Source organism: Phenylobacterium sp., from assembly GCF_030646615.1.
Classification (GTDB): domain Bacteria; phylum Pseudomonadota; class Alphaproteobacteria; order Caulobacterales; family Caulobacteraceae; genus Phenylobacterium.
On record NZ_JAUSLG010000014.1, the window covers coordinates 19447 to 35684 of the forward strand.

17 protein-coding genes, 1 tRNA gene and 1 riboswitch are annotated in these 16238 nt (G+C 70.0%); of the genes, 5 read left to right on the plus strand and 13 right to left on the minus strand.

From position 1 onward, the window contains the following. Positions 1-2: 2 nt before the first annotated feature. A complete protein-coding gene (locus Q7S93_RS02070; protein WP_304711917.1) occupies positions 3-584 on the minus strand; it encodes a TetR/AcrR family transcriptional regulator in 582 nt (193 codons plus the stop codon). A 234-nt stretch (positions 585-818) separates the two neighbouring features. Between Q7S93_RS02070 and Q7S93_RS02075 the strand changes: the two genes are divergently transcribed. The 3 genes from Q7S93_RS02075 (at position 819) to Q7S93_RS02085 (ending at position 2646) form a co-directional block, all read left to right on the plus strand. Next, positions 819-1577: an SDR family NAD(P)-dependent oxidoreductase gene (locus Q7S93_RS02075; RefSeq protein WP_304711918.1), complete on the plus strand. Its 759-nt coding sequence runs from the start codon at positions 819-821 to the stop codon at positions 1575-1577. Between the two features lie 84 nt (positions 1578-1661). Continuing rightward, complete coding sequence (locus Q7S93_RS02080) at positions 1662-1865, plus strand: SDR family oxidoreductase (RefSeq protein WP_304712033.1); 204 nt, start codon at positions 1662-1664, stop codon at positions 1863-1865. A gap of 61 nt (positions 1866-1926) precedes the next feature. Then, positions 1927-2646, plus strand: coding sequence for an SDR family NAD(P)-dependent oxidoreductase (locus tag Q7S93_RS02085; RefSeq protein ID WP_304711919.1), 720 nt, complete (start codon positions 1927-1929; stop codon positions 2644-2646). Positions 2647-2675: 29 nt separating this feature from the next. Here Q7S93_RS02085 and Q7S93_RS02090 read toward each other — a convergent pair whose 3' ends face one another. The 6 genes from Q7S93_RS02090 to Q7S93_RS02115 form a co-directional block, all read right to left on the minus strand. Further along, positions 2676-3344: an alpha/beta hydrolase gene (locus Q7S93_RS02090; RefSeq protein ID WP_304711920.1), complete on the minus strand. Its 669-nt coding sequence runs from the start codon at positions 3342-3344 to the stop codon at positions 2676-2678. A 5-nt stretch (positions 3345-3349) separates the two neighbouring features. Further along, positions 3350-4456 (minus strand): fatty acid desaturase, encoded by a 1107-nt coding sequence (locus Q7S93_RS02095; RefSeq protein ID WP_304711921.1) that lies wholly within the window; start codon positions 4454-4456, stop codon positions 3350-3352. A 215-nt stretch (positions 4457-4671) separates the two neighbouring features. Next, entirely contained in the window at positions 4672-4845 is a 174-nt protein-coding gene (locus Q7S93_RS02100) for a hypothetical protein (protein WP_304711922.1), read from the minus strand. A 60-nt stretch (positions 4846-4905) separates the two neighbouring features. Next, on the minus strand, positions 4906-5634 hold the full coding sequence (locus Q7S93_RS02105) for a dienelactone hydrolase family protein (RefSeq protein ID WP_304711923.1): 729 nt from the start codon (positions 5632-5634) through the stop codon (positions 4906-4908). Continuing rightward, the gene (locus Q7S93_RS02110; protein WP_304711924.1) at positions 5631-6200 is read right to left on the minus strand and encodes a hypothetical protein; all 570 of its coding nucleotides are present in this window, start codon (positions 6198-6200) and stop codon (positions 5631-5633) included. Before Q7S93_RS02110 ends, Q7S93_RS02105 begins: the two co-directional genes overlap by 4 nt. Before the next feature lie 11 nt (positions 6201-6211). Beyond that, a complete protein-coding gene (locus tag Q7S93_RS02115; RefSeq protein WP_304711925.1) occupies positions 6212-6982 on the minus strand; it encodes an SDR family NAD(P)-dependent oxidoreductase in 771 nt (256 codons plus the stop codon). A 187-nt stretch (positions 6983-7169) separates the two neighbouring features. Between Q7S93_RS02115 and Q7S93_RS02120 the strand changes: the two genes are divergently transcribed. Together Q7S93_RS02120 and Q7S93_RS02125 are read left to right on the plus strand one after the other, a co-directional pair. Continuing rightward, positions 7170-8369, plus strand: a complete 1200-nt coding sequence (locus tag Q7S93_RS02120) for a parallel beta-helix domain-containing protein (protein ID WP_304711926.1) — start codon at positions 7170-7172, stop codon at positions 8367-8369. After that, positions 8366-9427 (plus strand): SO2930 family diheme c-type cytochrome, encoded by a 1062-nt coding sequence (locus Q7S93_RS02125; protein ID WP_304711927.1) that lies wholly within the window; start codon positions 8366-8368, stop codon positions 9425-9427. Before Q7S93_RS02120 ends, Q7S93_RS02125 begins: the two co-directional genes overlap by 4 nt. A 6-nt stretch (positions 9428-9433) precedes the next feature. On the opposite strand, the gene Q7S93_RS02130 is transcribed toward Q7S93_RS02125, so the two are convergent. The 6 genes from Q7S93_RS02130 to Q7S93_RS02155 all read right to left on the minus strand — a co-directional run bounded on the left by Q7S93_RS02130 (position 9434) and on the right by Q7S93_RS02155 (position 16176). Continuing rightward, positions 9434-10207, minus strand: coding sequence for an ABC transporter ATP-binding protein (locus Q7S93_RS02130; protein ID WP_304711928.1), 774 nt, complete (start codon positions 10205-10207; stop codon positions 9434-9436). Continuing rightward, positions 10204-11196: a FecCD family ABC transporter permease gene (locus Q7S93_RS02135; protein ID WP_304711929.1), complete on the minus strand. Its 993-nt coding sequence runs from the start codon at positions 11194-11196 to the stop codon at positions 10204-10206. Before Q7S93_RS02135 ends, Q7S93_RS02130 begins: the two co-directional genes overlap by 4 nt. After that, complete coding sequence (locus Q7S93_RS02140; protein WP_304711930.1) at positions 11193-12032, minus strand: ABC transporter substrate-binding protein; 840 nt, start codon at positions 12030-12032, stop codon at positions 11193-11195. The genes Q7S93_RS02135 and Q7S93_RS02140 overlap by 4 nt, the downstream gene beginning before the upstream one ends. A 29-nt stretch (positions 12033-12061) precedes the next feature. Next, positions 12062-14035 carry a TonB-dependent receptor plug domain-containing protein gene (locus Q7S93_RS02145; RefSeq protein ID WP_304711931.1) on the minus strand — a complete coding sequence of 658 codons (1974 nt, stop codon included), beginning with the start codon at positions 14033-14035 and terminating at the stop codon, positions 12062-12064. A gap of 165 nt (positions 14036-14200) precedes the next feature. Beyond that, positions 14201-14393: riboswitch (cobalamin riboswitch) on the minus strand. A gap of 61 nt (positions 14394-14454) precedes the next feature. Next, the gene (locus tag Q7S93_RS02150) at positions 14455-15909 is read right to left on the minus strand and encodes an alkaline phosphatase (RefSeq protein ID WP_304711932.1); all 1455 of its coding nucleotides are present in this window, start codon (positions 15907-15909) and stop codon (positions 14455-14457) included. Between the two features lie 190 nt (positions 15910-16099). Next, a tRNA-His gene (locus tag Q7S93_RS02155) sits at positions 16100-16176 on the minus strand. Positions 16177-16238: the final 62 nt, after the last annotated feature.

Below are 16238 nucleotides of genomic sequence, written 5' to 3' on the forward strand. Positions count from 1 at the left end.
CCTCAACCGGCCGCCGGCCCGGCGCGGCCTGGACTCTGAACCAGCCCGGCAAGGGTCTGTTCGAAGACAAATCGGCCTGCGTCGCGGGCGTCGCCGTCGCGGCCGCCCTGGGCGCGGAGCATGGCCACGCCGTTGGAGGACACCAGGAGCGCCTGCAGGCCGAAATCGACATCGACGGCTAGACGGCCCTCCCCTTGGAGGCGCTCCAGCCGTCCGCGGCACCAGGCCGTCGCCCGCTCCAGAAGGGTCGGATCGGCCTGGGCCCGGGACATGAGCAGGCTGAAAAGCTGCGGCTGCTCGCAGATGAAATCCAGATAGAGATCCCAGGAGGCCACCAGATCCGCCAGCGCGTCGTCGCTCTCCGGCAGCCCGGCCCGATGCGCAAAATAGCGCGTCACGCCTTCCGCAAGGAGCGCGTCGAGCAGGCCATCCTTGTCCCCGAAGTGGTGGTAGAGGGTCGGCGCCGTCACCCCGGCCTCATCCAGCACCGCCCGCGTCGTGACCGCAGCCGGCCCGCCGCGTTCCAGCAAGGATGCGGCCGCATCGAGCAGGCTCCGCTCCGTGGGCGAACGGTTGGGGGACATGGACTCCTCGCGCGGTGCGCGACGCTTAGCGCACACCTGTCTTTCCATACCGCGCCGGGCCGCGGCAACCCTATAGCGCGGATAGGCCGCCGGCCGACCAGGCCACCAGCCCCGGCTCTATAACGACGCTATAGACAGGACTATAGCGGCGCTATATTTCTTTTGGGGCGACGTCGGCCTTTCACGGGCGTCGTCCCGTGGCCGGGGCTCCGCGCCTATCCAGGGATTCAGAACATGAGCCACGACACCCAAGTCGCGCTGGTCACCGGCGCCAACCAGGGTATCGGCCTGCAGATCGCCAAGGATCTGGCGGGGCATGGCTTCACCGTCCTCGTCGGCGCGCGCAATTTCGAGCGCGGCAAGGCGGCGGCCGAAGCCATCGGGCCGAGCGCTCTCCCGGTTCAGCTCGACGTCACCGATCCGGCCTCCATCGCCGCCGCTGCGGCCTATGTCGATGGCGCCCTCGGCCGCCTCGACGTGCTGATCCAGAACGCGGCGATCATGACCACCGGGGCGCATCCCGGCTCGGTGGAGGACTACGCCAGGGCCACGCGCGCCAGCGTGGCGCCCCTCGATGAGATGCGGGCGGTCTGGGAGACCAATGTGTTCGGCGTTCTCGCCGTCTACCAGGCCATGCTCCCGCTGCTGCGCCGGACGCCGGGCGCGCGCATCGTCAATGTGTCAAGCGGATCGGGGTCGCTGACCGTGGCCTCTGACCCCTCGCTGCCCTATCGCTCGCATTTCAGCCCCCTCTATGCGGCCTCCAAGACAGCGCTGAACGCCTTGACTGTGGCGATGGCCATCGAGCTCGAGGCCGAGGGGATCAAGGTCAACGCCGTGTCGCCGGGCTTCACCAGGACGGCGATGAACGCCTACGAGGGGACCGACACGGTCGAGGAAGGCGCCGCCGAGGCGGTGCGGCTCGCCCTCCTCGGGTCCGCGGCGCCGACCGGCGGCTTCACCCATGCGACGTTCGGCGCGATTCCCTGGTGAGCAGAGCCAGCGCCGCGTCTCCCGCGGCCGGCGCGGCGTCCGAGCGAGCCCAAGACCTCCATCCGCTTCAGTCCGGACATCACCATCAACAATGTCCAGCCTGGCCCGACCGACACCGATATGAATCCGGCCGTTGGCCCCAAGGCCGAAGCCCTGCACGGCGTCATGGCCATTCCGCGCCATGCCCATGCCGACGAGGTGGCCGCCATGGTGGCTTATCTGGCCGGCCCCGAGGCGGCCACGTTGACAGGGGCGAACCTGCTCATCGACGGCGGCTTCGCCCCCTGAACCTTCGCCCGGTTCCGCCACCAAAGCGGATGATCCCATTCAGAAGCAGGACAGACACCCGATGAACCAAGTCGTTCTCATAACCGGCGGAACCTCGGGCATAGGCCTGGCCCTCGCCGAAGCCGCCCTGGCGCGTGGGGACGCGGTCGCGGTCTGCGGGCGCTCGACCCCGGCGCTCGACCGGTTGTCGCATCGGCATCCCCAGGCCTTGGCCGTCCGCTGCGATGTGACGACAGGCGCCGATAGAGCCGCCCTGCTGAAGGCGGTCGCCGATCGGTTCGGTCGCCTCGACATCCTCATCAACAACGCCGGGACCTTCGTCGAGCGGGACTTCGTCACGGATCCGGAGGCCACGCGGGACCTGGAGGCGGAGGTCGCCCTCAACCTCACGGCCCCGATCCAGCTCACCCACGAGGCGCTCAGCCAATTTCCGGACCTGCGCGCGATCGTCTTCGTCACGTCAGGATTCGCCCTGGTGTCTCCAACCCGCGCGCCGACCTACGGCGCCGTCAAGGCCGGCCTGCATGGCTTCGCCGAAGGGCTGAGGCGCCAGCTCGCCCCCAAGGGGGTTCATGTCCTCGAGCTCCTGCCGCCCGCCACGGACACGCCCATGAACGCCAGCTTCACGGGCAAGAAGATGTCGCCGGCGGCCGTGGCGGCCGAAACCCTCGACGGGCTCGCGCGCCGCCGGTCCATGGTCCTGCCGGGGCCGGCCAAGCCGCTTCCGCTGCTGCTGCGCATCGCGCCGGCCGCCGTCAAACGCATGGTCGCCGGGATGTAACGGCGCCGGGCGCTGGCCAGCGCCCGCCCCTACTCCGCCGCGCCCAACACCTGCGCCAGGAACGCACCGCCCAACCGCAGGCCCGGCTCGTCGATGCTGTGGCCAAGGCCGGGGGCGGTGTGGGTGGTGATGGGGAAGCCCAGGCGGGTGAAGTCGGCCTGCGCCTGGGCCAGCGCTGAGTAGGGCACCATGGGGTCGGCGTCGCCGTGGACCAGCAGCAGGGGCGGCTTGGTCTTGACCTCGGTCTCCAGGGCCTCGGGGTCGGCCAGCATGCCGGAATAGCCGACGACGCCAGCCAGGGCTTCGGGCCGCCGGGGCGCCACGTGCAGGGCCATCATGGTCCCCTGGCTGAAGCCGACCAGGGCCACCTTGCTGTTGGGCAGGTCATAGGCGGCCCGGTGCATGTCGATGAAGGCGTTCACCAGGGGCGCGGCCTGTCGCACGCCCGCGGCCCGGCTTTCCCGCCCGAGGTCAGTCAGGGACCACCACTGATAGCCGCCGGGCGCGCCCGGGCAGGCCTCAGGCGCGTTGGGCGACAGGAAGACGGTGTCGGGCAGGCTCGCGCGCCAATAGGGCACGAGGCCCATCAGGTCGTCGCCGTTGGAGCCATAGCCGTGCAGCAGGACCACCATGGACTGGGGATCGCGGCCGCTGGCCGGGGCGGCCATGGGTCCGGTGAGACGGGTCAGACTGGTCATGGCGGTCAGGCTTCGGCGTTAGCCGTGGCGCGGCTCGGCGCCTGAGCATGGGCGCGGGCCGGGGCGTGGGCTTGATGGACCGCGGCGGACGACGCCTTGGCCGGATGGCGGCGCGCAGCCTGGCTGAACGAGATCAGCCGGCCATTGGCCTCGTCCCACAGGGAGAGGCGCGCAAAGCCGAAGCTCTCCACAAGGCCGATCTTGCTCATGGCGCGCAGTTCGGGATGGTCGCGCATCACCTGACCCAGGCGATAATAGGGGATGCGGCTCGACAGGTGGTGGACGTGGTGGACGCCGATATTGGCCGTGAACCAGTGGAGCGCCGGCGGCAGGTCGTATTGCGAGCTACCCAGGAGGGCGAAGTCGTGGCGGTTCCACTCACCGTTCCGCGCCCAGGCGACGCCCTCGTATTGGTGCTGGACGAAGAACAGCCAGACCCCGGTGGTGGCGGCGACAAGCACAGTGGTCAGATAGATCATCAGCACCGGCCAGAGCCCGAAGACCGCGGCTGCGCCGCCGATCAGGACGGCGGCCACCGCGGTGGTCCCCAGCGTGCTGGCCCAGGGCCGCCAGCCCAGATGCATGAGACCGACCGGCAGGCGGTTCTGCAGGAAAAAGGTGAAGGCCGGACCCAGCCCAAACAGCACCAGCGGGTGGCGATACAGGCGATAGCCGAGCCTGCGCAGACGCGGCAGGGCCCGATACTCGTCCACGGTGAGTAGGTCGATGCCCCCCAGCCCCCGCCGGTCCAGGTTGCCGGAGGTGGCGTGGTGCATGTTGTGGGTGCGCCGCCAGTAGTCATAGGGCGTCAGGGTGAAGACGCCAATGGTCCGGCCCGCCCAGTTGTTGAGCCGGCCGCCGCGGAAGAAGGCGCCGTGGCCGCAGTCGTGCTGGATCAGGAACAGCCTGACCAGGAAAAGGCCCGCCGGCAGGGTGAGCAACAGCGCGGCCCACCACAGGCCGTTCTGATAGGCCAACCCGGCCAGGGCCCACAGCAGCAGTAGGGGTCCGGCGGTGATCGCGATCTCGGCGGCGCTGCGACCATGGCCAGGCTCATGATAGCTGGCAAGCTGGCGCGCCCAATTCAATCCGCCCGGCGTCTGTTCAGTCAATGTCGCATTTCCAGATGTGTCGGCCAGATGGTCTCGGAAGGGTGATGAACCCGCCCGGGCCTTGCTGATAGGCGCTCTAAAACCGCAGGTGAGCTTTTTCCGGAGTCTCCCGAATTTATCAACCGCGATCCGATGAATTCTGCAGTTCCTGATGTCGCGGCGCTCGCCCGGGACCTTTCAGAAGCACGGGCTCGCGGCGGAACCAAGGCCTGTGGCTACCGAGGGCCGATATCGAGGCCGTGTGGCCCCTTTTCGACATCGTCGCCCAGGGGGTCGCCATGATCGGGCAGTTCGGGAATGTCCTGTCCGGGCGGGCCCTCGCTCGGCAGTTCGGAAGGCTGGTCGGGCCGTTCGCCGTCGGGATCGGGGAGGATTTCGGGGTCGGGCATCGGAGCTCCTTGCGGGGTTCACGCCCTCAACGCCGGCGCGCAACCTCTTGATCCCTCGCCCTAACTCAGATTGCGGCCGAACAGGGCGATCAGCCGTTCCCAGTGGCGTTCGGCGGCGGCCTTGTCATAGGCCGCGCGCTGCGGGAAGGCGAAGCCGTGGGAGACACCGGGATAGAGTTCGAGCTCGGTGGGCGCCTCACGGGCCTCAAGGGATGCGGCCAGATCGCGCACCATTTCCAGGGGCGCCCAGCGGTCGGTTTCGGCGCAGGCGAAATAGAGCTCGGCCTGCGTCTTGTGGGCGGCCAGGTGCGGGCTGTCGGCCTTGTCGGTGACCAGATAGGTCCCATAGATCGAAGCTGCGGCTGCGATCCTGTTGGGATGACGGGCTGCGGCGTTGATCGAGAACTGGCCGCTCATGCAATAGCCCAGGCAGCCGGCGGGGCCCTTGGCCGCGGCGGAATCCTTGTCGGCGAAGGCCAGCAGGGCGTCAGCGTCGGTCATGACCATGGGGATGGTCAGGCCATACATCAGCTCGCCCATCCTCGTGCGCACCGCCTCATCGGCCATGTCGCCGATCTCCATGACGCCGGCCCGGTGATAGAGATTGGGCAGCATGACGTAGTAGCCGCAGGTGGCCAGCCGCCTCGCCATGTCGCGCAGCTCCTCGCGGATGGCCGGGGCGTCCATGAAGAACAGGACTGCCGGGTGCGGCCCATTCCGTTTGGGATGGACCACGAAGGTGGTCATGGGGCCATCCTTGGTCGGGACCTCATGACTCTGTTCGATCATCCCGCGGTCTCCGCCGGCGGGACGAGCAGGCAGGCCCGGGCCAGGGACACCCGGGTCAGGTCCCGGCGACGCAGGAAGATCTGCATGGCCTCGGTGGTCGGGTCCCGGGAGGTCTGCCATTCGCCGAGATCGCGATAGCGGGTCATGAGCAGCAGGCGTCGCGCGCCCTGCGCCCGGTCGGTCGCGCTTTCGGCTGCCAGGAAGAGGCCGAAAATGGTGGTCTCGAACCGCGCCTCGAAGTCCGGCCAGGCCTGGCCGGAAAGGTCCACGAACTCCTCGACCGCATCGCCATCAATGGTGAACCAGTTGTGGACATAGACCCCGCCGGCCAGCGGCCGCGCGCCCCCCGCAGGCCGCAGGGTCGGCGAAAGCGCATGGGCCTCGGCGCCCTCCAGGGCCGGGAGGGCGAACCCCGCCTCCCCCAGCACCAGGGCCTGGTTGGAGGCGAAGCCCAGCAGGGGCGCGAAGACCGCCACGCAACCGGCCTGGGCGTAGGCGTCCCGCGCCAGGTCGCGCACGGCGGTGCGCTCGCGACCCAGTTCGGCCTGGAAGTAGTTATATTCCATGGGCTTGACCCCTAGAAGTTCACGCGGCTGGAAATAGCGCCGTCCACCAGCATGTTGATCCCGGTGGTGAAGGCCGACCGCGGACTGGCGAGGAAGACGGTGGCTGCGGCGATCTCTTCCGGCGTGGCCATGCGGCCGGTGGGGTTGCGCTTGATGATGGTGTCGAAAAACCCCGGCGCATTGGCCTTCACATTGCCCCAGACGCCGCCCTCGAAGAAGACCGTGCCCGGCGAGACGACGTTGCAGCGCACGCCCTTGGCCGCGCCTTCCTTGGCGACGCCCTTGGCATAGTGGATGAGGGCCGCCTTCATGGCGCCATAGGCCGAGGGACCGCTGGCTTCGGCCGCCGAGACCGACGAGGTGATGATGAAGGCCGCGTCCCCGCCGGCCCCGGCGGCCTTTTCCAGATGGGGCTTGGCCGCCTGATAGGTGCGCACCGCGCCCAGCATGTCGATCTCGAACATGGCCCGCCAGTCGTCCTCCGACCCGCCATTGACCAGGGCGCTGGCGTTGGAGACCAGGATGTCGAGGCCGCCTAGTTCCTTGGCCGCGTCCTCGACAAATCCGGTGATCGCCGGCCCGTCGGCGATGTCCACGGCCCGGCCCCAGGCCTTGACGCCCTTGGCCGCCAGGGCCTTGACCGCCGCATCGACGCCGTCTTGCCCTCGGGCGCAGACGGCCACATCGCAGCCCTCGTCAGCCAGCAGCTCGGCGATCGCCAGGCCGATCCCCCGCGACCCGCCGGTGACCACGGCCTTCTTGCCCTTCAGTTGCAGATCCATCGGCGTCTTCCCTTGGCGTTGGTTGGCGGTGTTGGGCGACAGTTACGACGCGCCTTGGGCGGCGGATCAAGACCACGCCCTGAGATTCCTGATCATTGTTCTGTTTGCCGTTGCGCCCCTGCCCGCCTGCGGCCAAGCTGAAGCGAAGGCCCGCCGCCAAGAGCTGGGCTGCTTTGGGAGGATGATCATGCGGAGCTTCGCGCTCGCCCTGTGCGCCTTTGCGCTCGCCGCGCCCGCCTATGCCAAGACCCTCGCCGTGGCGCCTGGGCCCGACGCGCAGGACGCGCTGCAGTTGGCCCTGCTGGACGCCAAGCCCGGCGACGTGGTCGAACTGGCCGCCGGCCGCTTCGAGCTGACCGACGGCCTGTCCCTCGATGTGGACGAGGTCACCATCAGGGGCGCCGGGCCCGACGCCACAATCTTGTCCTTCGACGGCCAGCAGGGCGGCGCCGAGGGCCTGCTGATCACCTCCGACAAGGTGACCGTGCGCGACCTGGCGGTGGAGAATTCCAAGGGCGACGGGGTCAAGTCCAAGGACGCCGACCAGATCAGCATGATCAATCTGCGGGTCGAATGGACCGGCGGGCCCAAGGCCACCAACGGCGCCTATGGGGTCTATCCCGTGGGCTCGTCCAATGTGCTGATTGATGGGGTGACGGTGCGCGGCGCCTCGGACGCCGGCATCTATGTGGGCCAGTCCAACACCATCATCGTCCGCAACAGCGTGGCGGAATTCAACGTCGCCGGCATCGAGATCGAGAATTCCAGCCAGGCCGACGTCTATGGCAACACCGTCACCCACAACACCGGCGGCATCCTGGTGTTCGACCTGCCCAACCTGCCGGTGATGGGCGGTCACTCGACCCGGGTGTTCGACAACAGGATCGTCAACAACGACACGCCCAACTTCGCGCCGGAGGGCAATATCGTCGCCAGCGTCCCGGTGGGCGCCGGCGTGATGATCATGGCCAACCGCAACGTCCACATCTTCGACAACGAGATCGACGGCAACCAGACCGCGGCCATCATGCTGGTGGGCTATACCCGCGAGTTTGACGACGAGAGCTACAACCCCATCCCCCGCGAGGTGGTGGTGCGCGACAACCGGATCGGCCGCAACGGCTGGGCGCCGGCCTTTCCCGGCGGGACAGAGCTGGCTGCCGCCGTCGGCGGGACCCTGCCGCCGGTGATGTGGGACGGGGTGGCGCCAGACGGCGGTCCCCAGGCCATGCGGCTGACCGACGGCCCCGTGCTGAACCTCAACCTGCCCAAGGCCGGGGCCATGGATCAGGCCAATCCCTCGGTCACGCCGACCCTCGAGCGCGGCGAGATCACCGAGCCGGCGGCCGTGGTCCTGCCAGAGGCCCAGGCCGCCCTGACCTCATGAGGCGAGGCCTCGGCGCCCTGCTCGGTCTCGCCGCCCTGGCGCTGAGCGGGGCCGCGGAGGCCCCGGCCCCGGTCCGCCTGGACATGGTGCTGGCCGAAACGCCGGCGCCGCACCTGTCGGACTATGGCCTGTTCCAGGACGCGGCCGCGCGCACGCCCAGCCCGGGCGTCACGCCCTACGACCTGACCACGCCGCTGTTCAGCGACTATGCGGCCAAGCACCGTTTCGTCTTCACGCCGCCAGGCAAGAGTGCGGCCTATAGGCCTGACGGACCTTTGGATTTCCCGGTAGGCACGGTGCTGGTCAAGACCTTCGCCTTCGCCCCGGACATGCGCCAGCCGGCCGTGGACGAGCGCTATGTGGAGACCCGGCTGCTGATCCGCAAAGCGGCCGGCTGGACGGCGCTGGCCTATGTCTGGAACGCCGACCAGACCGAGGCTGTGCTCAAACGCACCGGGGCGCGGCTGGAGGTCAGCTTCATCGATCCCTCGGGCGAGGCCCAGGCGATCAGCTATCTCGTGCCCAACCAGAACCAGTGCAAGACCTGCCATTCGGCGGACGGCGAACTGATCCCCATCGGCCCCAAGGCGCGCAATCTCAACCGCGATCTGGACTATGGCGAGCGCACCCAGAACCAGCTGGCCGCCTGGCGCCGGCTGGGTCATCTGATCGGCGGGCCAGAGCCTGGGCAGGCGCCGCACACAGCGGCCTGGGACGATGCGGCCGAAGGGCTGGAGCCCCGCGCCCGGGCCTATCTCGACGCCAACTGCGCCCATTGCCACAACCCGGCGGGCATGGCGTCCACCAGCGGCCTGTTCCTGAGCCTGGAGGAGACACGGCCGGCCCATCTGGGGATCAACAAGGCGCCGGTGGCCGCCGGCCGGGGATCTGGCGGCCTATCGGTCTCCATCGATCCTGGCCGCCCGGACCGCTCGATCCTGGTCTTTCGGATGGAGTCCACCGATCCCGGCGTGATGATGCCGGAACTGGGCCGCGCACTGCCGCACAAGGAGGGGCTCGCCCTGGTGGCCGACTATATCGACAGCCTGGCGCCCTAGCCCCGACTAGCCCCAACGGCCGAGAATATCGATGGCGAGCCCCTGGTCGGTCTGGCGCGGCCGCGCATCGATGCCGTACGCGGCGGCGAGGATTTCCGGGGTCATGGCCGCGGCCGGCGATCCGTCGGCCAGCACGCGACCATGCCCCAGCACCAGGACCCGGTCGGCCAGGCGGGCCGCCAGGGTGAGGTCGTGGAGGGTCAGCAACACGCCGCACCCCGCCCCCGCCAGCCGCCGGAACAGATCGCCGGCCTCCAGGGCGTGGCGGGGATCGAGGCCGGCAAAGGGCTCATCGGCCAGCAGCCACTCCGGCTCGCCGGCCAGGGCCCGGGCGATCAGGGCCCGCGCCCGCTCTCCGCCCGACAGGGTGGTGATGTCGCGGGCGGCCAGGTCCTCGACCCGGGCGGCGGCCAGGGCGCGGTCGATGGCGGCCTCGTCGGGCGCTGACAGACCCCGGGCGCCGAGCCAGGGCAGACGCCCCAGACCGACCACGGCGCGCACCTCCAGACCCCAGGCGATCTCGGGAGTCTGCGGAATGAATCCCAGCCGCTGGGCGCGGCGCCGCGGGGCGAGGGCGAGCAGCGGGCCGTCATCCAGGCGCACCTGACCTCCCTTGGGCTGGGACAGCCCGGCCAAGGCCGCTAGCAGGGTGGACTTGCCGGCGCCATTGGCGCCGAGGATGGCCGTCACCTGACCGGGGACGAATTGGGCGCTCACGCCGCTGAGCACGGTCCTGCGACCGGCCTGAAGGTGAAGGTCGCGGGCCTCGAGCAGGCTCATGACAGCCTCCGGCGTTGGACCAGGAGCAGGCCGAGGAAGAAGGGGCCGCCCAGGGCCGCCATGGCGACGCCGAGCCGCACCTCGGCCGCCGAGGGAATCAGGCGCACCAGGATGTCGCCGGCCAGGACGATCACCGCCCCGCCGAGCGCGCTGGGCAGAAGCAGGCCCGCCGGACGCGGCCCCAGGAAGGGCCGCAGCAGGTGCGGCGTCACCAGCCCGACGAAGCCGATCACCCCGGTGACCGCGACGCTGGCGCCCGCCGCCAGACCAACGCCCAGGGCCAGCAGCAGCCGGGTGCGGCTGAGGCTGATCCCCAGGGACTGGGCGCCGGCCTCGCCCAGGGTCAGGGCGTCCTGGGCGCGGCCGGTGGCGAGCAGCAGAGCAAGGCCCACCGCGACGAAGGGGGCGGCCATCTGCAGGTCGGCCAGGCTGCGGTCGGTGAGCGAGCCCATCAGCCAGTTGACGATCTCGTTCACCGCCCAGGGATTGGGGGCGAGGTTGAGCGCCAGGGCCACGCCCGCGCCGGCGACGATGTTCAGGACGACGCCCGCCAGGACGAAGGTCACCGTACCCGACGCCGAGCCGGTCAGCCCGATCAGGACCAGCACGCCGATCAGGGCGCCGGCCATGGCGCAGAGCGGCATCAGCCAGGCGATGCCCGCCAGGCCGGGGACATAGAATCCGAAATAGAGCGAGACCACCGCGCCCAGGGCGGCCATGGAAGACACCCCCAGAACCCCCGGATCGGCCAGGGGATTTCGCGTATAGCCCTGCAGCGCCGCCCCGGACATGCCGAGCGCTGCGCCCACCACCATGGCCAGCAGGGTGCGGGGGATGCGCAGCTCCAGGATGATGATCCAGCCCGGATCGCCGGCGCGCCAGGCCTCCAGGGGAACCCAGACCCGCCCGGCCATCAGGCTGAGGGCGCCCAGGGCCACCAGGGCGGCGGTCAGGCCGATCATCACCGCGGAGGGAGAAAGCCGTCTCATGCCGCCCTCAACACATTGCGCCGGGCGGTCGCCAGGGCTGCGGCGGTTTCGATCAGCACCGGGCCGCCGCAATAGAGCAGGCGCTGGGGGAAGACCTCGCGCTGCATCCTGCCCGCGATGCGGTTCAGCGCCGGATGGCTCAGCACCCGGTCGGCCCAGGTCGGCGCCCCGGGCGCCGGCTGGCCGGCCAGCAGCACCTGGGGCGGATCGGCGACGATCTGCTCCAGGCCGATATTGCCCCAGCGGCCGAGGCCATAGCGGGCGGCGACATTCTCGAACCCGGTGAGCCGAAGCATCTCGTCGGTCAGGGTGCCGGCCCCGGCGGCGAAGCCATTGGGCTGGTAGACGATGGCGGTGAGTTTCGGCGCGCCGGGCGGCGGGGCGGCGGCGGCCAGGGCCGCCTCGATCTTCGCGACCACAGCCGCCCCGCGGGCCGGCTGGCCGATCAGGCGAGCGATCTGGCGGATCTGCGCCAGGCTGGCGGCCACGGTCTGGGGCACGTCGAACATGGCGGTGGGGATACGCAACCGGGCCAGGGCCTGGCGGGTGGCCGGGGCCGAATGCTCGCTCATCAGCACCAGGTCCGGGCGCAGGGCCACCACCTCCTCGGCGGTCTCATAGGTGATCGGCACGGCGCGTGCCGCCTGGGCCAGGGTGGAGGCCTGGGCGTCCCGGGCATAGTGGGTCAGGGCGGCGATCTGATCCCGCGCGGCCACGTGGAAGAGGATCACGTCCAGGCAGGGATTGAGCGACACCACCCGCTGAGGCCTTGGCGCCGGGGCGGCGCCGGCGAGGCCGAGCGCCAGGCCGCCCACCGCCGTGCGGCGGGTGAGCAAGCCGGGGTCCTGCCTCGCCGGCCCGCGCATCAGAACCGCGCCCGCACGCCCAGCGCGCCGAAACGACCCAGCTCCCCATAGCCCCGGGTGGAGGGATCACGGTCGTCGAAGACGTTCTCCACCCGGCCGTAGACCTCGAAGGTCTCGCTGACCGGCCAGGCGGCGCGGACGTCCAGCAGGGCGCGGGGCTCCAGCCTGTTGAGGTTGGCCGCGTCATCGAAGGCCTCGCCGATATAGCGCACGGCAAGCGTCGCCGACGCGCCGGCCGACCAGACGTGCGTGGCCGACATATAGCCCTGGTGCTCGGGCCGCCGGGCCAGCTGGTGGCCCTCATTGGCCGAGCCCGACACGGCATTGGTGGCGTCGGTCCAGGTGTAGTGGGCGGCCAGATCGAAGGGGCCGACCTTGGCCTGTCCGGTCAGTTCCAGCCCCTGGGCCTCGGTCCTGGCGATGTTGTTGTAATAGCCATACCGCATGACGCCGCCGACCATGCAGAGCGGATCGGTCCCGGTGAAGCAGGAGACATAGTCGATCTGGTTGTCGGTCTCGCGCTGGAACCAGGTGGCCGAAACCACGGCCAGGCCGCCGGCCAGGACCTGTTCGACGCCCAGATCCCAGGCGTCGGCCTCCTCGGGTTCGAGGCCCAGATTCCCGTACTCGCTATAGAGCTGGTAGAGGGTCGGCGCCTTGAAGCCCTGGCCGAAGCTGGCCCGCAGGATGGTGTTCCCGTCGTTCAGGGCCCAGGCCAGCGCCCCCTGCCCCAGGGTGTGGCCGCCGAAGGTGTCGTGCTCGTCGCGACGAACGCCGACGGTCAGGGTCAGGCCGGTCAGCAGCGGGCCCTGGACCTGGACATAGGCGCTGTCGAGGTCGGCGCTAGCCTCCAGGGTCGGCGGATTGGGATTGAAGGCGCTGGGCGAGGCCGTGCGCATGCTGGCCTCTTCCCGCTCCAGGCCGAACACCGTCTGCCAGACCTCGGTGAGGGCGAAGGTCCCCTGGTACTCAAAGCGCTCCACTTCGGAGAGGGCGTCGAAGGTGACGTCCGTCACCGCCTGCGCCGGGTTGAGGCTCTGGCGATCGGTGCGCGTGCGGGAATAGGAGAGCCGGTTACGCAGCCGGTCGTCCAGCAGGGCGAGGTTCAGGCCGGCATAGCCCGCCAGCTCCTCGGTCACGCCATATTCGGCGGTGTCGCCGAAGCTGTAGGCCGGGGCCGGATAGCCGTCGACCTGCACGCGGCCATAGGAATAGATCCCCCGCAGATCGAGGGAGAGGTTGTCGGTGACCTTGATCCCCAGGCGTCCATTGGCGCTGGTGTGCTGGAAGCCGTCATCCTCGGCCCCGCCCGCAAAGGCCGAGACGCCGTCGGTGGTGTAGTAGCCGGCGCCCAGGCGCCAGACGAGGCGCTCGCCCGCGCCGCCGATCCCGCCGCGGACATAGGCGGTGGCGTTGTCGCCGCCTTCAACATCTAGGCTGGCCTGGAAGGGCTCAGTCGGCACGGTGGTGACCACATTGACCACGCCGCCGATGGCCTGGCTGCCCCACAGGGTGGACTGGGCGCCGCGCAGCACCTCGACCCGCGCCACATCGCCAGTCAGCAGATTGGCGAAATTGTAGCCGCCGCCGGGCTGGGCCACATCATTCAGGCGCACGCCGTCGATGACCACCAGGGTCTGGTCGGTCTCGGCCCCGCGGATGCGCAGGGCGGTGACGCCCCCAGGTCCGCCGTTGCGCGACAGGGTGACGCCGGCGGTGCGGCCGAGCAGGTCCGGCAACAGGATGGCCTGGCTGGCCTCGATCTCGGCCCGATCCAGGACGGTGATCGCCTGGGCGACCTCGGCCGCGGCGGCCGGCGCGCGATTGCCCGTGACAACGACGCCGCGCACGGCGTTGGCGGCCGCAGCGCCGGCCACGTCCGGCGCCGACGCCGGCTGGGCCAGGACAGGCGAGGCGAAGGCCGCCAGGGCGGCGGTGGAAAGGGCGGCGGTGGAAAGCAGTGCGAGTCTCATCTGGGTCTATCCCCCTCGTTGACGACAACGAGCCGCGAGGAACGAAAGGACCACGGAGAGGACGAACGACGGGCGCGCGACCCCGCCGGGACCCACGCCACGCGCGGCCCTGGACGGTTGTCGCCACCCGGGAAGACCCGTTCGCATGGCGCACCCCGGCCAGACGAAGGACGACCGCGACAGGCAGGTCTCCTGGCTCGCGGGTCATCGCCCTGATGCGCGCCGCCTTCCCAGGTCGGAGGACCCAGTGGCTTCGTGGCGTGCGGGCTCACCGCTTACAGTTGCGGGGGCAGCCCAGGTCTTACACCTGAGTTCCCTTTTGATCCCCTTGCGGGGAACCTGTCACCGGGCAGGCCATAGGGGGGCTCGGGACCGCCGTCAACGCTGACGCTGCGGCGGCCTCACAGGTTGAGCAGCGCTCAGGGCGCTTCGGCCGGCAGGCGGAGGGCGTGCCGCATCACCTGGAACAGGTAGGGCTGGTCCATGGAGCCGGTCACCAGATAGGCGCCGGGGCCGTCAGCATAGGCCGGCACGTCCTCGCCGGTGTGCGCCGCGCTGCCGATCAGGACGCCGGCCTGACGGACATGATCGATCGCCGTCACATCGACGCCTTCCAGGGCCGGCCGCCCCTCCCCGGCCTCAGGGCCCCCGGGACCGGTGGCGTAGAGCAGGATCGGCAACGGCTTGCCATCGCCGGCCAGGCGCGGCGCGCCGGTGGGTCCCTTGATCAGGCCCAGGACATCATCGCCGCGCTCGCCGCCATTGATGGTCAGGCCATGGCTGTGGTCGGCGGTGACGATGATCAGGGTGTCGGCCGGATCGGTCAGCTCCCGGGCGGCGGCCACGGCCTTCGACAGCTCGATGCCTTCGGTCAGGGAGGCGTTCAGCAGGCCGGCATGGTGAGCCTTGTCGATATGGGCGGCCTCGACCAGCAGCACATAGCCCTGGGGTTCGGTGGCGAGCCGGGCGATGGCCGCGCGGGTCATCTCCTCCAGGGTCGGGATCTGCGGCGTCGCCGTCGGACGATCGACCTCGTGGGGCATGTTGACCTCAGCGAAGAGGCCAAGCATATCGCGGCCGGCGGTCAGGGCGGCGTTCATTCCGTCGCGATCCGTCACGACGGCGGCGTTGGGCCGAGCCGACCACAGCGCGGCCAGATCCTGCCCATCCTTGCGCCGCCCACCTTCGGCTTCGGTGCGGAAGAAGCTGGCGCCGCCGCCCAGGGCGATGTCGGGTCGCAGGTCGTCGTCGGCCAGGACGAGCTGAGCGGCGATGTCGACGCAGCCCGCCTGCCGGGCCGCCGGCGGCATGTCCACGTCGCTTTGCCAGCTGCGGGTTGGGGCGTGGGCGTAGAAGGCCGCCGGCGTGGCGTCGGTCAAGGCGGCGGTCGAGACCACGCCGACCGCCTTGCCCAGCTCCCGCTTGGCCCGCTGCGCCAGGGTCGGCACGTTGCGCGCCGTGTCGCAGACCCCGCGCCGCGCAGCCCCATCGACCCCGATGCCGCCATTGATCGTGCGATAGCCGGTGGTGATGGCTGAGGCGCCATTGGCCGAGTCGGTCACCAGTCCGTCGACCGAATAGGTCCGCACCAGGCCGCCATAGGGCATGGTGTCGAAGGCCAGGTCATAGGAGGCGCCATCCACGCCGGCCCGTTGTCCGGCCAGGATGCGTGTGGCCGTGACGGTGGAGACTCCCATGCCGTCGCCGATGAACAGGATGATGTTCTTGGCCGGCTCGGTCGCAGGCTGACGGGCCAGGGCGGCCTCCAGGGCGGCCTGCGGCTCCATGGCCTGGACGGCGACGGCCGTCATCGAGATCGAAAGGGCGACGACGCCGGCCGCCAGGCCCGCGCAGGGATGGATACGAAGAGTCATGAACGCCTCTGCCTCGGCCCGCGCAACGCCGGCCAGCTAAGGCGCCCGCTTATGCCTGCACTTCGTGACGTCCCTGCGAACGCCGAACTGAAAAACAATCTGGAAAACGGCTGTAAAACCGACACCCGGACGCGGAACGGTCCGCCACCCCAGACGCAAAAAAGGCCTGACAAGTCAGGCCTTTGCGCGATGGTACCACCTCTCGGGTTCGAACCGAGGACCTCCAGAGCCACAATCTGGCGCTCTAACCAACTGAGCTAAGGCGGCGCATCGCGAGGGATAGGGTTCTAGTGGCGCCGGCCAATGGGATCAAGAGCCATCGGCGCAGG

What these genes read in the sequence shown, in the direction of transcription:
- Q7S93_RS02130 (WP_304711928.1), bottom strand. Translation starts at nt 10,207, where the DNA reads ATGAGCCTGCTCGAGGCCCGCGACCTTCACCTTCAGGCCGGTCGCAGG.
- Q7S93_RS02120 (WP_304711926.1), top strand. Translation starts at nt 7,170, where the DNA reads ATGCGGAGCTTCGCGCTCGCCCTGTGCGCCTTTGCGCTCGCCGCGCCC.
- Q7S93_RS02100 (WP_304711922.1), bottom strand. Translation starts at nt 4,845, where the DNA reads ATGCCCGACCCCGAAATCCTCCCCGATCCCGACGGCGAACGGCCCGAC.
- Q7S93_RS02150 (WP_304711932.1), bottom strand. Translation starts at nt 15,909, where the DNA reads ATGACTCTTCGTATCCATCCCTGCGCGGGCCTGGCGGCCGGCGTCGTC.
- Q7S93_RS02125 (WP_304711927.1), top strand. Translation starts at nt 8,366, where the DNA reads ATGAGGCGAGGCCTCGGCGCCCTGCTCGGTCTCGCCGCCCTGGCGCTG.
- Q7S93_RS02115 (WP_304711925.1), bottom strand. Translation starts at nt 6,982, where the DNA reads ATGGATCTGCAACTGAAGGGCAAGAAGGCCGTGGTCACCGGCGGGTCG.
- Q7S93_RS02075 (WP_304711918.1), top strand. Translation starts at nt 819, where the DNA reads ATGAGCCACGACACCCAAGTCGCGCTGGTCACCGGCGCCAACCAGGGT.
- Q7S93_RS02105 (WP_304711923.1), bottom strand. Translation starts at nt 5,634, where the DNA reads ATGATCGAACAGAGTCATGAGGTCCCGACCAAGGATGGCCCCATGACC.
- Q7S93_RS02070 (WP_304711917.1), bottom strand. Translation starts at nt 584, where the DNA reads ATGTCCCCCAACCGTTCGCCCACGGAGCGGAGCCTGCTCGATGCGGCC.
- Q7S93_RS02145 (WP_304711931.1), bottom strand. Translation starts at nt 14,035, where the DNA reads ATGAGACTCGCACTGCTTTCCACCGCCGCCCTTTCCACCGCCGCCCTG.
- Q7S93_RS02085 (WP_304711919.1), top strand. Translation starts at nt 1,927, where the DNA reads ATGAACCAAGTCGTTCTCATAACCGGCGGAACCTCGGGCATAGGCCTG.
- Q7S93_RS02110 (WP_304711924.1), bottom strand. Translation starts at nt 6,200, where the DNA reads ATGGAATATAACTACTTCCAGGCCGAACTGGGTCGCGAGCGCACCGCC.
- Q7S93_RS02135 (WP_304711929.1), bottom strand. Translation starts at nt 11,196, where the DNA reads ATGAGACGGCTTTCTCCCTCCGCGGTGATGATCGGCCTGACCGCCGCC.
- Q7S93_RS02090 (WP_304711920.1), bottom strand. Translation starts at nt 3,344, where the DNA reads ATGACCAGTCTGACCCGTCTCACCGGACCCATGGCCGCCCCGGCCAGC.